Source organism: Bradyrhizobium sp. 6(2017), from assembly GCF_011058295.2.
In the GTDB taxonomy this organism is placed as follows: domain Bacteria; phylum Pseudomonadota; class Alphaproteobacteria; order Rhizobiales; family Xanthobacteraceae; genus Bradyrhizobium; species Bradyrhizobium septentrionale.
Window position 1 is genome coordinate 6349673 of record NZ_CP049289.2, and the last position, 13953, is coordinate 6363625.

Sequence of the window (13953 nt, forward strand, 5' to 3'; positions counted from 1 at the left end):
CGGAACCTATCCTTGAAAATTGTCCTTGGAGCGCCCCATCAGGTCGATGAAGACGTCTTCGAGCGACGGCTCGCTCGGCTGCCAGCGCCACTTCGGATTGTCGCGATAGGGCGCGATGGCGGCCTCGAGCGCGGCCTTGTCGCGGCCGGAGACGTGCAGGCTGGTGCCGAACGGCGCCACCATGTCGACGCCGGGCTTGCCGGTGAGCTCGGTCATCAGCCCGTTGAAATCCTCGCCCGTTACCGTCCAGGTCGACAGCGCGGAGGCTGCGATCACCTCGTCCACCGTGCCGTGCGCGAGCAGGTGACCGTAGGCGATATAGGCGATCTCGTGACAGCGCTCGGCCTCGTCCATGTAATGGGTCGAGACCAGCACGGTGAGGCCGTCGGCGGCGAGCGCGTGGATCTCGTTCCAGAAGTCGCGCCGCGCCTTGGGATCGACGCCCGCGGTCGGCTCGTCCAGCAGCAGCAATTGCGGATTGGGCAGCGTGCAGGCGCCGAGCGCCAGCCGCTGCTTCCAGCCGCCGGACAGATTGGCGGCGAGCTGGTCCTCGCGGCCCTTGAGGCCGATGCGTGCGATCATGTCGCGCGCGGCGCCACGCGCATCCGGCATGCCGTAGAGCCGCGCCACGAATTCCAGGTTCTCGCGCACCGACAGATCCTGGTAGAGGCTGAAGCGCTGCGTCATGTAGCCGACCTTGCGCTTGATCTTGTCGGCATCGCGCCGGATATCGTAGCCGAGGCAGGTGCCCTCGCCGCTGTCGGGCGTCAACAGGCCGCACAGGATGCGGATGGTCGTGGTCTTGCCGCTGCCGTTCGGACCGAGGAAGCCGTAGATCGAGCCGCGCTTGACCTGCATCGAGAGGTCATGGACGACCTCTCGCCCGCCGAACGATTTGCTGAGGCCCTTCACATCGATGGCGATGCCGGATGCGTTGGGCCGCGCGCTGGTCGGGCCGCTGTTCATCTGCGGTCCGCCAACGGCGTCTTGGGATTGTTCTTGGGGTTGAGGTAGATGCTGATCGGCTGGCCGACGCGCAGCACATCGGGCCGGCTCGGCCGCGCCTGGATCAGATAGACCAGCTTGTTGCGCTCATCGAGGCTGTAGATCACCGGCGGCGTGTACTCCGCCGTGGTGGCGATGAAATAGATTTTTGCGGTGAGATCGGCGGCGCAATTGTCGCAGGTCACCCTCACCTCGTCGCCGAGCGCGAGCTTCGGCAACTCGGCCTCCGGCACGAAGAAGCGCAGCTTCATGTTGCCGGGCGGCATGATCGACAGCACCGGCCGCTGCGCCTGCACCATCTCGCCCTCACGGAAATAGATCTGCTGGATCGCGCCTGCGATCGGCGCAAAGCCCTTGCGGCGATCGAGCCGGGTCTGCGAGCTCACGACGCGGGCCTCGGCGACGCGCAGCGCCGAGAGCGTGGCATCCAGATTGGCCTGGGTGCCGGCACCGGTGCCGCGCAGCGAGGCCGCGCGGTCGTAGCTCTGCTGGGCGTTCGCCAGTGTCGCGTTGTTCTGGTTGAGATCGGCGCGCTGCAAATCGTCATCGACCGAATAGAGCTGATCGCCGGGCTTGACCTCGTCGCCCTCGCGCACATTGAGCTTGATCACGCGGCCGGATTCATCGGGGCTGACGAAGATCATGTCGGCTTCGACCCAGCCCTGGAAGCCGGGATCCCGCTTTTCCTGGCAACCGGCGAGCGCCGCCGCCAGCGCGACCACGGTCACCAGCTTCATCATGCGCGGCGAGGTCATGTTGTCCTCCGTTCGCCGAAGATCAGATCGAGATGCACCTTGAACATCGCGAGCCCGTCGAGCGGTGCATGCCGGGCAAACAGGCTCTGCCAGATCACTGCGACGATCGCGGGCGCGACGACCAGCTGCGGAAATTGCCCGAGCTCCCGGTGCTTGATCTCGCCGCGCGTGATCGCGAGCTGGACCAGCGCCCGCATGCCGGCGAGGCCCTTCGACACCACCTCGCGGAAATAGAAATCGGCGATCGCCGGAAAGCGCGGCCCTTCCGAAACAATCAGGCGGATGATGTCGCCGCGGCGGGTCGCCACGACCTCGCGGATGAAGGTCTCGGCAAATCCCTCCACCGCGTCGCGCACGGGACCCTTGATGGTCGGAAGCGCGGTCATGCGGCTGATCAGCGGCACCAGCGCGGTGCGGATCAGCTCCTCGAACATCGATTCCTTGTCCTTGAAGTAGAGGTAGAGCGTGCCCTTGGCGACGCCCGCCCGTTTGGCGACGTCGTCGAGCCGGGTCGCGGCAAAGCCGCGGGCAATGAACTCGTCCATCGCCGCCTCGACGATCGCCGCCCGCCGCTCCGCCGATTTCTCGGCACGGTTCGCGACTGGCTTCGGCTCGGACAGTTTGGCCGAGGCCACCTTCGGGACCCTCGCCGCGGCGGCCCGGATCGTGGTCCGGCGCCTGGCAGACGGGGTGCGGGTCGATGTTTTCATGCGCTTGGTCATGCTCATATTATGACTGACTGGTCAGTCATTGTCAATATGATGGAAGAAGGCGTCCCGTGACGTTAAGTGTTCCTATCCGGCGGCAGGTCGTCAGGACGCGCCTGAACCCCATCTCTCGCCGTCATTGTTCGGCGTCATCACCCGCGCATGCGGGTGATCCAGTATTCCAGAGACGCCAGTGCTTGAGTCCAGAAGCCGCGGCGTACTGGATCGCCCGGTCAAGCCGGGCGATGACAGTTGTGGATGAGAATGCAGCTTCGCATTCGTCGCCCGACTTTCTCCGCACACGCCACCGTCGTCCCGGCCTAGTGCGCAATTGCGCACGGGGGGCCGGGACCCATAACCACAGGGTTGTGTTGTTGGAAACAGGCTGTTGCCCCAGCGTCACCCAACAATTCGCATTTATGGTAATGGGTCCCAGCCCCCCGTGCGCAATTGCGCACAAGGCCGGGACGACACCGAATATGCGGCGCGGCTTGTGCGAAGCGATACCCATCATCTGCGCCGCGGACATGAATCGATGGGTTTCGCTTCCGCCTTCGCTCTCCGAGCTACGGCGGACAAGTCGCTCCACCTGTCCTACGTGCGCTGTCCGCTACGTGTGAAACTTCAGCCCGTCGAGGATCTTGTCGACCACCTTGCGCTCGGCGCGAAAAGCGAGACCGACCAGGTTGAGCTCGGTGCGTGCGACCGCCTTCACTACCTCGCGGTTGGCGGCGTCATGCGTGGTCCTGAACATGTCCTCGGTGTAGAGCGCCGGCCGCACGTCGCGCGCCAGCGCGCGTTCCAGCGCCCGTGACAGCTGCGCGCGGTCGGCGCCGTAGATCAGGATCGGCTGGCCGATCAGGGAGAGATATCTGGTCCCCGAGCCGTCCTCGTAATTGTCGCCGATACATTCAGGGAAGGAAGCTGCGATGCCGCCGGCAAGAAAGGACGCCACGTTGAGCTTCTGCCAGACTTCCAGGTCGGTGCGGATCACGACCGCGATCTTGGTGTCGAACTGCATCGCGGGAGTTTAGCGGCAACGCGCCGCTTCAGGCCAGTCCCGTCGATGCAAACCTTGCCTTCATATTCGCACCAGCCGGACGCTCCTTTCTGCTCGCTGCATCGCGCGGCTCCATGATAAGGCTCGCTCGCGGCCCCTGCCCTGAGGGTTTGACATGCGAATTTTGCTCGCGCTGCTGCTGTCGTTCGTCACCGTCGCGCATGCCGAGGACCGCGGCCTGCTGCCCGGCCTGATCCCCGCGCCGCTGCTGTTGCCCGTCAACATCTCCGGCAAGGACCTGACGCTCGACGCCTACGTCATTCGCCCGGATCGGCCCGGCCGGTTTCCGCTGGTGATCATGACGCATGGCACGCCGAGCGGTGGCGAGGGCTTCTTCGACAAGATCACTCGGCGCACGCCGATCAGCTTCAACCTCGCCGCTATCGCACTGGCGCGGCGCGGCTACGCGACGCTCTCCATCATGCGCCGCGGCTTCGGACGATCGGGCGGCGGCTATTCGGAGGGACTGCCTGCGCCCTGCGACTACACTTCAGGGGTGCGCATCGGCGCCGACGATGTCATCGAGGCGATGTCAGCCGTGCGCAACGAGCCCTGGGTCAACGGCGATCACATCCTGCTGCTCGGACACTCCACCGGCGGGCTGACCATGCTCGCCGCGGCGGAGCGCAATCCGGCCGGGGTCGTGGGTATCCTGAACTTCGACGGCGGTTACCAGTCAACGGTCAAGCCAGACGAACCTTGTGCGCCTGAGCGTCTCGTCGAAACCGTGGCGGCGCTAAGCCGAGCTGTGCGCGTGCCCGCGCTGTGGCTCTACGCCGAAAACGACCAATTCTACGGCCCTGATCTGGTGCACCAGATGTTCGCCGCCTACACCGCGGGCGGGGCGCCGGCGCGATTGCAGATCCTGCCGCCGTTCGGCAAAAACGGCCACGACCTCGTGACCGAGGGCGCGGCCAGCAGATGGCTGCCGATCGTCGAACCGTTCCTGGCCGAGCTGAAGCTGCCAAGCGCGGCTGCGATCGATCTGCCGGAGCCCACCGCGCTTCCTGCACCGCCCGGTCTTTCGCCGGGCTGCCAGAAGATGTTTGCCCGCTACACAAGCTATCGCAGCGATGCCAAGGCCTTTGCCGTCGACGACAAGGGCGGCTGCGGCTCCAGCAACGGCAGGACGGTCGCCGAAGCGCGCGACAATGCCATCGCGGAGTGCTCCAACAAGGACAGCGCGTGCCATGTCTATGCCGCTGGCCAGCACGTTGGCGAGAACTGAACAGCGCAGTTGTGGATGCTCCAGCACCAATTCCCTGAACCCGCCATTCCGCGTCCGCGACAAAGGGGTGGGCATGCGGCTTCGCGATGCCCGAACCTTGTCATTCGGACCTCATCGATGGCGAAACGCCGTTCGTCAAAGTCTTCCGCCTGGATGATCTGCACCGTCCTCGCGCTCGCGTGGCCCGCGATCTCCGTGCGCGCCGAGGCCGTGCTGAATGACAAATGCACCGGAAAGCCCGATATCGCGTGGGAGGCGCAGATCGCAGGATGCAGCGCTGTGATCGCGTCAGGCAAGCTGGCTGGAAAGGATTTTGCAAAAGCCCTCACCTACCGCGCCCAGGCCTATGCGCAGACCGGCGATCTCGACCGCAGCCTTGCCGATATCGAGCAGGTGATCCGGCTCGAGCCCGACGATGCCTTTGCGGTCGGCGCGCGCGGCGACATCTTTCTGGTGCGGAAGGATTACGACCATGCGCTCGCCGACTACAGCAAGGCGGCCGCGCTGGCGCCCGACTTCGATCTCGCGTTGATCGGCCGCGGCATCGTGTTTCTGGCGACCGGCAAATACGACAATGCGGTCGCCGAATTCGATTCAGCGCTCCGGCTGCAACCGGCCTCCGCCGCGGCGCTGTACTGGCGTGGCATCACCAAACGCCAGCAGGGCGATGTTGCGGCGGGCGAGGCAGACATCGCTGCGGCGAAGAAGATCTATGCGCATGTCGACCGCTAGCCATGCGGCTAGCCTGGCGTCGCAGGCCCGGACGCGCCGGCCAGGAAAGCAATAGGCAGTTCCTGCGCCGCGTAGTAAGCTCCGCGGGTTTGATGACCACAGCATATTTCGGGGCATTGCATCATGATCAGCAAGGCCGATGTTGTTGTTATTGGTTCGGGCGGATTGGGCGCGGCCACGGCGTATTACTTGAGCAAGCGTGGAGGTCTCAGCGTCGCTCTCGTCGACAAGCATGAGATCGGATCGCAAACCTCGCCCCGTGCAGCGGGCATGGTGAGCTGCGTTCGCAAGAGCGACCTGATGATTGGCCTCATCAAGGACGCCTGCCGCAAGATCGAGGCGTTCACCGAAGAAACCGGCCAGCCGCTCGACTGGGTGCATTCGGGCAGCTTGAAGATCGCACGCCGGCCACAGGACGCCGAAGTGATCGAGGACGACCTTGAGCGCGGGCGCCGCACCGGCCTCGACGTCGAGCTGATCTCTCCGGAAGAGGCGAGCCGTCTCAATCCGCTTTTGTATCCGACGGGTGTCGTCGCAGCGATGCGGATCGGCGACGACCGGTATTTCGACCCGGCGCAGGTTGCTGTCGGTTTCGCCAGAGCCGCGGCGGCCCAAGGCGTGACCTTGCTGCCGAAGACCGACGTACGCGCCGTGAACATCGTCGGCGGCAACGTGATCGGCGTGACCACGGCGAACGGCGTCATTGAAAGTCCTGTTGTCGTCGATGCCGCCGGTGCGTGGACGCGGCAGGTCGCGGAGGCAAGCGGGATCCGCGTGCCGCTGGTGCCGACCCGGCAGCAATTGATCGTCACCGAGCCCCTGGATGGCGCACGTGCCGACTTGCCGATGATCCGCATCATGGATGCCGCCGTGTATACGCGCCCGTGTCAGGGCGGTTTCCTCTGGGGTGTCTACGAGGAAACGCCGCGCTTCTTCGACATGCAATCGCTCGGGGCCGGCTTCGACGTCAAGGACATGCCGCTCGACATCGAGGTGCTTCATGCAGCCGCCGATGAGGTGAAGGATCAGCTGCCGTTCCTGCAAACCGCCAAGGTGCGGGAATTTCGCGGCGGCATTCCGACGATGACCGCTGATGGCCATCATATTCTTGGCCCGGCCACTGGTGCGACCGGCTTCTATTTTGCAAGCGGGTGCAACGTCGCCGGCCTCTCGATCTCGCCGACCGTCGGTGAGGCGCTTGCGGCCTGGATCGTGGACGGCAAGCCGACTGTCGATCTATCGCCGATGTCGGTCGCGCGGTTCAAAGACCAATCGTGGTCTGAAGACCAACTGCAGCACGACGCCGCCTGGCAATATCGACACTTCTACGGCGCCGTCTGAGCGTCTGCCGGCGCTAGCCCTTGGCGTCGCACGCCCAGGCGCGGATCACGCATTCCTTGCCGCCATAGTCGTAGCACTTCTTGGTCGCGGCATTCAGCGAGCTCGAGATCTTCGGCGCCACCGCGTAGCCGTGCGCACCGCAGGGATTTTTCATGTCGATCGCGAGCGCGGCACAGGCGCGCTTCATGGTCACGGTGGTGCAGTCGCCCTTGCACTGCTTCAGCGCCGCGGCACGCGCCGCGCCCTCCGCCGGATAGTCATAGGCCTGGCCGTAGGCACCGCATTTGCCGACCGCGAACGCACCGGCTCCCCACGCCTTGGTGACGAAGTTGTCCACGGTGAAACGCGTGGCGCCAACCAGCAATGTCAGGACAAGAATCGTCAACGCGCGACGCCGCGCGGCGGCAGTCGAAATGATCAAGCGGAAATCCCCCAGAACCCGGCGCGGACTGTACGCGGGGGTCGTTTCCAGATGGTGAATGATGGGTTGATGGCGAGTCCTATCCACTCGTCGTCCCGGCCTAGTGCGCAATTGCGCACGGGGGCCGGGACCCATAACCACAAATGCAGATTGTCTTGCGAGGCTGGGGCCGCTTCCCCGGCGACAACAACGTTCGGTGGTAATGGGTCCCGGCCCCCGTGCGCAATTGCGCACTAGGCCGGGACGACGGCGGATGGAGCTATCCCCGCCGTGCCGCTTCCAGCGCCTGCGGCGTATCGATGTCGAGGAAGGCGCTGTTGCCTTCGACCGGGACCTCGGCGACCACCTCGGCATGCTTGGCGATCAAATGACGGGCGCCGATGTCGCCGTCGAGCGTCATCAATTCCCTGAAGAAGCGCCGCGACCACAGCACCGGATTGCCGCGGCGGCCTTCGCTGACGGGGACCGCGATCAGGTGACCGCGGTCGGGCTCGAAGGTCTCGATCAGGCGGTCGATCAGCTGCGCGTCGATCAGCGGCATGTCGCCGAGGCAGACGATCGCGCCGTCAGCGGCGTCGGAGACCGCCGCGATGCCCGCCTTCACCGAACTTGCGAGGCCACCGGCGAAATCGGGATTGCGGACGAACTTCACCTTGAGGTCCGCCAGCGCCTGCTCGACCAGATCGGCCTGATGCCCGGTGACGACGATCACCTCCGAGGCCTTCGAGGCCAGCGCCTGCTCGGCGACGATGCGCACGAGCTTCTTGCCGTCGAGTTCGGCGAGCAGCTTGTTCGGGCCGCCCATCCGGGTCGAGCGTCCCGCCGCGAGCACGATCGCCGCGACGTTGCGGTTGCCTTCGGTGTCCGGCACGGTGCGCGGCTGCGGCCGCGTCACGATTTCCATCAACAGGCCGCCGACGCCCATGCCGGTGAGATCCGATCGCGTCACCTTGATGCCGGCGAGCAGCCGCATCAGCACCCAGTCAAACCCGTTCTCGACCGGCGAGCGCGCGCAGCCCGGCGCGCCGAGCACCGGCACGCCGCCGGCGCTGCCGATCAACAGCAGATTGCCGGGATCGACCGGCATGCCGAAATGCTCGATCGCGCCGCCGATCTCGGTAATCGCGGCCGGGATGACGTCGCGGCGGTCGGCGATCGCCGATGCCCCGAACACGATGACGAGCTCGGCCCCCAGGCCAAGCAATTCCTTGATCGCGGTCGCGAGCACGGTCTCGTCATGCGGCACGCGGCGCTCGGCAATGATCGTCGCACCGGCGGGCGCGAGCCGCTCGGCGGTGACGCGCAGCGTCTTGTCGATCACCTTCGGCGCCAGGCCCGGCAGCAGCGTCGAGACCACGCCGACTTTTTTGATCACATAAGGTGCGATCCGCAGCGTGTCGCGGCCTGCGACCGCGACGGCGGCATCGCGCAGCCGGCCCTCGACGCCGAACGGGATCAGCTTGACGGTCGCGATCATCTCGCCTTCGACCACCGGCTTGTACGCCGCGAGCGTGGCAAAGGTGATGGCCTCGTCGACGCCGTTGATGCGGTCGACCGCGGCGCGATCGACCACCAGCACGCCGGGGCGCGCCGCGAATAGATTGGCGCGGCCGGTGAAAGCGCGCTCGACATTGACGCCCTCGCCCGCCACCGCCTGCGCGATGCTGGCGGCCGCAACGTCCTCGGAGACGTCGCCCTTCTCCAGACGCACCACGACGACGTCCTTGACACCGGCTTTGGTCAGCGCCTCGACTTCCGCCTCGCCGATCGTGGTGCCCTTCTTGAGCACCAGCGCACCCTGGCGGAGCGTATGCACGGTGACGCCGCCAATCGCGTCGGCCGGACTGGCGGGACCGAACTTCATGCCGCTTCTTCTTTTTCTTTTGGAGGCAGACGCAGCTGCGCGGTGATCTCGGCCATGATCGCAACCGCGATCTCGGACGGCGACACCGCGCCGATGTCGAGGCCGATCGGCGCATGGATGCGCGCGATGTCGCTGTCCTTGGCGCCCTGCGCCCGCAGCCGCTCGGCGCGCTTGGCGTGCGTTTTCCGCGAGCCGAGCGCGCCGATATAGAAGCAGTCGCGGTCGAAGGCGTGCAGCAGCGCCGGATCGTCGATCTTCGGATCGTGCGTCACCGCGACGAACGCCGTGTAGTGATCGACATTGAGCGGCGGCAGCGCGACGTCGGGCCATTCGGCGACCAGCGGCACGTCGGGGAAACGCTCCGGGCTCGCAAACGCGGTGCGCGGATCGACCACCGTCACGTCATAGTCGAGCGAGCGCGCCAGCGGCGCCAGGGCCTGGCTGATATGGACCGCGCCGATGATCACGAGCTTTGCCGTCGGCGCGTAGACGTTGAGGAACAGTTTTTTGCCTGATACCTCGACATTGCCGCTCTTGCCCATCCGCAGCTGTTTTGCCAGTTCGGCGCGCAGCGGATCGGCGGTGATATCCTCGGCCTTCACCAGGCGCTGCTCGCCATTGGCGGTGTCGGTGACGACGATGACCGGGCGGCGCGCGGCGCGCTCGGCGTTCAGCTCTTTCAGGACCTCGAGTTTCACGGCTAACCGACCTTCTCGACGAACACGCGGATGGTGCCGCCGCAGGACAGGCCGACATTCCAGGCCGTCTCGTCGGCGACGCCGAATTCGAGCATCTTGGGCTGGCCGCTCGCGATCACGTCGAGCGCCTCGGTGACCACGGCGCCCTCGACGCAGCCGCCGGAGACGCTGCCCAAGAACGTGCCGTCGTCATTGATGACGAGGCTGGAGCCGGCCGGCCGCGGCGCCGAGCCCCAGGTCTCGACCACGGTGGCGAGCGCCACGCCATGGCCCTGCTTCTGCCAGGTCTCGGCGGCCTGCAGGATGTCTTCGTCGCGGTTCAGCATGGTGGCCTCCTGCTTATGGTCAGGCTTCTTAGGCTACAGAGCGGATCAGGCTGCGGTGGTGCGCCGGCGGCGGCGACGACAGCGCCCCGATCAAGCCCTTGATGGACGTCAAGTTATGCACCGGGCGAAATTCGTCAACGTGGGGCAACATCATTTTGATGCCCTGCGCCTTGGCCTCGAAGCCCGAATAGCGCAGCAGCGGGTTGAGCCAGATCAGGCGGCGGCAGGAGCGGTGCAATCGGTCCATCTCGAAGGCCAGTTTGGCATCGGCCTCCCGTTCTAGTCCATCGGATATAAGGAGGACGATGGCGCCCTGCCCGAGCACCCGGCGGGCCCAGAGCTGGTTGAACGTATGCAGCGAGGTCGCGATCCGGGTGCCGCCGGCCCAGTCCTCGACCGAGGACGAGCAGCTCGCCAGCGCCTCGTCGGGGTCACGCGCCCGTAATGCGCGCGTCACATTGGTCAGGCGGGTGCCGAACAGGAACACCGAGACCCGCTTGCGGGCGTCGGTGATGGCATGCAGGAAGTGCAGGAACAGGCGGGTGTACTCGCTCATCGAGCCGGAGATATCGAGCAGCGCCACGATCGGCGCCGGCTTCTCGATCCGGCCGAGCTTGCGGATATCGATGATCTCGCCGCCGGTGCGCAGCGAGTTGCGCACGGTGCGACGCATGTCGAGCCGCAGTCCCCGCGCGTCCGGCTGGTAGCGGCGGGTGACGAGCTCGGCCTGCGGCAGCCGCATCTTGGCGATCTCTCTGACGACCTCGGCGATCTCGGCCGCGGTCATCTGCGCAAAATCCTTCTTCTGCAGGATCTCCTTGTCGGAGACCGAGAGTTTCAGCTCCTGCTCCTGGGCCTGCGGCCGCTCCTCGCTCCGCGCCGGCCGCGCCATCGCCTCCTGGACGCGGCGCGAGGCCGGCGGCGGCTTCTTTTTGGCGTGATCCGGCAGCGGCACCGAATCCAACATGCTCTTCCACTCCTCGGCGGCGCGGAAGAACAGCGCAAAGGCCTGGCGGAAGATCAGCGCATGCTCATGGCGCTTGACGAAGATCGCTTCCAGCGTGGCGTAGAAATCGCCGCGGTGGCCGACTTCGATCAGCTGCAGCGCGTCGAGCGCATCGATCACCGAGCCCGGCCCGACCGGGAGCCCGGCCGCCCGCAGCGCGCGGGCAAAGCCGATCACGTTGTCGGCCATGTGGCCGGTCGGAGGCGCGAGGTGGTTGATCGGCATCGAACTATCCACTCCCGTCATTGCGGGATGCGCCGTCAGGCGCAGGCCCGGAATCCATAACCACAATCGTAGGTATGGATTCCGGGCTCGCGCTTCGCGCGCCCCGGAATGACGAACGATGTTGCAACACGCGAGCCTTACGTCTCGCTCGTCGCTTCCTTCAATGTCTTCTGCAACGCATCGCCCTGCATCCGCGCGATGTCGTCCTGATACTTCAGCAGCGCGCCCAGCGTGTCGCCGACCACCTGCGGCGTCAGCGAGCGCGCGTCGAGCTCCGACAGCGCGGTGGCCCAGTCGATGGTCTCGGCCACGCCCGGCGACTTGTAGAAATCCTGGTTGCGCAGCGCCTGCACGAAGCGGACGACCTGCTGCGACAGTTTGGCGGAGATACCTGGCACCCGCGACTTGACGATCGCGAGCTCGCGCTCGGCGATGGGATAGTCCACCCAATGATAGAGGCAGCGCCGCTTCAGCGCGTCGTGGATCTCGCGGGTGCGGTTCGAGGTGATGATCACGATCGGCGGCGCAGGCGCCTTCACGGTGCCGAGCTCCGGGATGGTCACCTGGAAGTCGCTGAGGATTTCCAGCAGATACGCCTCGAACGCCTCGTCGGCGCGGTCGAGCTCGTCGATCAGCAGCACCGGGGGACCCGCGACGTCGGGCTCGAGCGCCTGCAACAGCGGCCGCTTGATCAGGAAACGCTCGGCGAAAATATCGCTCGCGAGCTGGTCGCGATCGGTATCGCCGGAGGCCTCCGCCAACCGAATTGCGATCATCTGCGCCGCGCTGCTCCACTCGTAGACGGCGGAGGCGACGTCGAGGCCTTCATAGCATTGCAGGCGGATCAGCTTGCGCCCGAGCGCCGCCGACAACACCTTTGCGATTTCGGTCTTGCCGACGCCGGCCTCGCCTTCGAGGAACAGCGGCCGGCCCATGCGCAGCGCCAGATAGGTCACGGTCGCGAGCGACCGTTCGGCGAGGTAGCCGCGCGACGTCAACAGCTCCTCGAGCGCATCGACGGAAGTGGGTAACGCCGATGCACTCATGGAACAGCCAGTCTTCGAACAGGGGTTAGCAGTGTCACGCCTTGGTACTTAGCCCTTGGCGGTCGCGGCTTCCACCGCCCTGCGCGTCAGGACGCCGATCAAATGCGCGCGGTATTCCGCACTGCCGTGCAGGTCGCTGTTGAGCCCATCGGCCGGAACCGAGATGCCGTCGAGCACCTTGTGCGAGAACCGCTTCTTCAAGGCGTCCTCGAAGACGGTAACGCGGAACACGCCGTCGGAGCCTGCGCCGGTGACCGCGACGCGGACATCGGACGGACGCTTGGCGACGAACACACCGACCAGCGCGTAGCGCGAGGCCTGGTTGCGGAATTTCACATAGGCCGCCTTCTTCGGCAGCGGGAACATCACCTTGGTGATGATCTCGTCAGCCTCGAGCGCGGTCGAGAACAGGCCCTGGAAATACTCCTCGGCCTTGAGGCGGCGCTTGTTGGTGACGATGGTCGCGCCCAGCGCCAGCACCGCAGCCGGATAGTCGGCGGTCGGGTCGTTGTTGGCGAGCGAGCCGCCGATGGTGCCGCGGTGGCGCACGGCGGGATCGCCGATCATGCCGGCGAGCTCGGCCAGCGCCGGGATCGCCTCGCCCACGATCGCGGAGTTCGCGACCTCGGCGTGCTTTGCGGTGGCGCCGATCACCAGCGAGCGGCCCTTCATCTCGATGGTGTCGAGACCTTCGATATGGGAGAGGTCGACCAGATGCGGCGGGCTGGCGAGCCGCTGCTTCATCACCGGCACCAGCGTGTGACCGCCGGCGATCAGCTTGGCGTCCTCGTTCTTCACCAGCAGATTGGCGGCCTGCCGTACGGTGCCGGGGCGATGATATTTGAATTCGTACATTGGAATGTCCTGATCGCTTGTCGCGACGAATTGCTGATTAGGCGAGGTCCGACTTCGCCATCGCCTTGGCGCCGGCGGCGATCGAAGCGACGATGTTCTGGTAGCCGGTGCAGCGGCACAGATTGCCTTCCAGCTCCTCGCGGATCACCTCGTCGGAGAGGTCGTGGCCCCTGCGATGGACCAGGTCGACGGCGGTCATGATCATGCCCGGCGTGCAGAAGCCGCACTGCAGGCCGTGATGCTCGCGGAAGGCCTCCTGCATCGGATGCAGCGGTGCGCCATCGGCCGCCAGCCCCTCGATGGTCTTGACTTCATGACCGTCGGCCATCACCGCAAGCGTCGTGCAGGACTTCACCGCCTTGCCGTCCAGATGCACGACACAGGCGCCGCACTGCGAGGTGTCGCAGCCGACATGCGTGCCTGTCAGCCGCAGATTTTCGCGCAGAAACTGGACCAGAAGGGTACGGGGGTCGACATTCGCGTTCACGGGATTGCCGTTCACGATCATTGAAATCTTGGCCATCAGCACTCTCTTATCTGCCCCACCGCATATCGGCGAAGCAGGCGGTTTATAATCATTCCAGACGGCATAATATGGGCGCGTCCCGCGATGGGCAACCGTTCGAGCCACCCATCCAGGACATAGCGGGAAGGCATGGCCGGACCCTAATTATCCAGCCGAAA

General features: G+C 65.7%; 15 protein-coding genes. 3 read left to right on the top strand and 12 right to left on the bottom strand.

Features of this window, described 5'->3' with window-relative positions; all coding sequences use genetic code 11:
- Positions 1-6: 6 nt before the first annotated feature.
- From G6P99_RS30020 to G6P99_RS30035, 4 genes are all read right to left on the bottom strand, one after another.
- The gene (locus G6P99_RS30020; protein WP_029081599.1) at positions 7-966 is read right to left on the bottom strand and encodes an ABC transporter ATP-binding protein; all 960 of its coding nucleotides are present in this window, start codon (positions 964-966) and stop codon (positions 7-9) included.
- Positions 963-1760 (bottom strand): HlyD family secretion protein, encoded by a 798-nt coding sequence (locus tag G6P99_RS30025; RefSeq protein ID WP_051346332.1) that lies wholly within the window; start codon positions 1758-1760, stop codon positions 963-965. The genes G6P99_RS30020 and G6P99_RS30025 overlap by 4 nt, the downstream gene beginning before the upstream one ends.
- Entirely contained in the window at positions 1757-2470 is a 714-nt protein-coding gene (locus tag G6P99_RS30030; protein ID WP_245284705.1) for a TetR/AcrR family transcriptional regulator, read from the bottom strand. Before G6P99_RS30030 ends, G6P99_RS30025 begins: the two co-directional genes overlap by 4 nt.
- Positions 2471-3077: 607 nt before the next feature.
- Entirely contained in the window at positions 3078-3488 is a 411-nt protein-coding gene (locus G6P99_RS30035; RefSeq protein ID WP_029081602.1) for a DUF2000 family protein, read from the bottom strand.
- A gap of 154 nt (positions 3489-3642) precedes the next feature.
- Here G6P99_RS30035 and G6P99_RS30040 point away from each other — a divergent pair, with 154 nt between their 5' ends.
- From G6P99_RS30040 to G6P99_RS30050, 3 genes are all read left to right on the top strand, one after another.
- Positions 3643-4755 carry an alpha/beta hydrolase family protein gene (locus G6P99_RS30040; RefSeq protein WP_165124424.1) on the top strand — a complete coding sequence of 371 codons (1113 nt, stop codon included), beginning with the start codon at positions 3643-3645 and terminating at the stop codon, positions 4753-4755.
- 117 nt (positions 4756-4872) lie between these two features.
- Positions 4873-5487, top strand: coding sequence for a tetratricopeptide repeat protein (locus tag G6P99_RS30045; RefSeq protein WP_165124427.1), 615 nt, complete (start codon positions 4873-4875; stop codon positions 5485-5487).
- A 123-nt stretch (positions 5488-5610) separates the two neighbouring features.
- Entirely contained in the window at positions 5611-6828 is a 1218-nt protein-coding gene (locus G6P99_RS30050) for an NAD(P)/FAD-dependent oxidoreductase (protein WP_029081605.1), read from the top strand.
- Positions 6829-6841: 13 nt separating this feature from the next.
- Here G6P99_RS30050 and G6P99_RS30055 read toward each other — a convergent pair whose 3' ends face one another.
- The 8 genes from G6P99_RS30055 to G6P99_RS30090 form a co-directional block, all read right to left on the bottom strand.
- Positions 6842-7246, bottom strand: coding sequence for a DUF4189 domain-containing protein (locus tag G6P99_RS30055; protein WP_371261179.1), 405 nt, complete (start codon positions 7244-7246; stop codon positions 6842-6844).
- A 262-nt stretch (positions 7247-7508) separates the two neighbouring features.
- Positions 7509-9113 carry an NTP transferase domain-containing protein gene (locus G6P99_RS30060; protein WP_029081607.1) on the bottom strand — a complete coding sequence of 535 codons (1605 nt, stop codon included), beginning with the start codon at positions 9111-9113 and terminating at the stop codon, positions 7509-7511.
- Entirely contained in the window at positions 9110-9811 is a 702-nt protein-coding gene (locus G6P99_RS30065) for an XdhC family protein (RefSeq protein WP_029081608.1), read from the bottom strand. The genes G6P99_RS30060 and G6P99_RS30065 overlap by 4 nt, the downstream gene beginning before the upstream one ends.
- A 2-nt stretch (positions 9812-9813) precedes the next feature.
- Complete coding sequence (locus tag G6P99_RS30070; protein WP_021077800.1) at positions 9814-10137, bottom strand: XdhC family protein; 324 nt, start codon at positions 10135-10137, stop codon at positions 9814-9816.
- Positions 10138-10165: 28 nt separating this feature from the next.
- Entirely contained in the window at positions 10166-11368 is a 1203-nt protein-coding gene (locus G6P99_RS30075) for a vWA domain-containing protein (protein ID WP_029081609.1), read from the bottom strand.
- Positions 11369-11505: 137 nt separating this feature from the next.
- Positions 11506-12414: an AAA family ATPase gene (locus tag G6P99_RS30080; protein ID WP_029081610.1), complete on the bottom strand. Its 909-nt coding sequence runs from the start codon at positions 12412-12414 to the stop codon at positions 11506-11508.
- Positions 12415-12462: 48 nt separating this feature from the next.
- Entirely contained in the window at positions 12463-13269 is an 807-nt protein-coding gene (locus tag G6P99_RS30085) for an FAD binding domain-containing protein (protein ID WP_029081611.1), read from the bottom strand.
- Positions 13270-13306: 37 nt separating this feature from the next.
- Positions 13307-13792 carry a (2Fe-2S)-binding protein gene (locus G6P99_RS30090; RefSeq protein ID WP_029081612.1) on the bottom strand — a complete coding sequence of 162 codons (486 nt, stop codon included), beginning with the start codon at positions 13790-13792 and terminating at the stop codon, positions 13307-13309.
- Between the last annotated feature and the right edge of the window lie 161 nt (positions 13793-13953).

Bases quoted from the DNA above. Each gene is read 5' to 3' on its own strand.
- G6P99_RS30020 (WP_029081599.1), bottom strand. From the start codon at position 966: ATGAACAGCGGCCCGACCAGCGCGCGGCCCAACGCATCCGGCATCGCC.
- G6P99_RS30025 (WP_051346332.1), bottom strand. From the start codon at position 1,760: ATGACCTCGCCGCGCATGATGAAGCTGGTGACCGTGGTCGCGCTGGCG.
- G6P99_RS30030 (WP_245284705.1), bottom strand. From the start codon at position 2,470: ATGAAAACATCGACCCGCACCCCGTCTGCCAGGCGCCGGACCACGATC.
- G6P99_RS30035 (WP_029081602.1), bottom strand. From the start codon at position 3,488: ATGCAGTTCGACACCAAGATCGCGGTCGTGATCCGCACCGACCTGGAA.
- G6P99_RS30040 (WP_165124424.1), top strand. From the start codon at position 3,643: ATGCGAATTTTGCTCGCGCTGCTGCTGTCGTTCGTCACCGTCGCGCAT.
- G6P99_RS30045 (WP_165124427.1), top strand. From the start codon at position 4,873: ATGGCGAAACGCCGTTCGTCAAAGTCTTCCGCCTGGATGATCTGCACC.
- G6P99_RS30050 (WP_029081605.1), top strand. From the start codon at position 5,611: ATGATCAGCAAGGCCGATGTTGTTGTTATTGGTTCGGGCGGATTGGGC.
- G6P99_RS30060 (WP_029081607.1), bottom strand. From the start codon at position 9,113: ATGAAGTTCGGTCCCGCCAGTCCGGCCGACGCGATTGGCGGCGTCACC.
- G6P99_RS30070 (WP_021077800.1), bottom strand. From the start codon at position 10,137: ATGCTGAACCGCGACGAAGACATCCTGCAGGCCGCCGAGACCTGGCAG.
- G6P99_RS30075 (WP_029081609.1), bottom strand. From the start codon at position 11,368: ATGCCGATCAACCACCTCGCGCCTCCGACCGGCCACATGGCCGACAAC.
- G6P99_RS30080 (WP_029081610.1), bottom strand. From the start codon at position 12,414: ATGAGTGCATCGGCGTTACCCACTTCCGTCGATGCGCTCGAGGAGCTG.
- G6P99_RS30085 (WP_029081611.1), bottom strand. From the start codon at position 13,269: ATGTACGAATTCAAATATCATCGCCCCGGCACCGTACGGCAGGCCGCC.
- G6P99_RS30090 (WP_029081612.1), bottom strand. From the start codon at position 13,792: ATGGCCAAGATTTCAATGATCGTGAACGGCAATCCCGTGAACGCGAAT.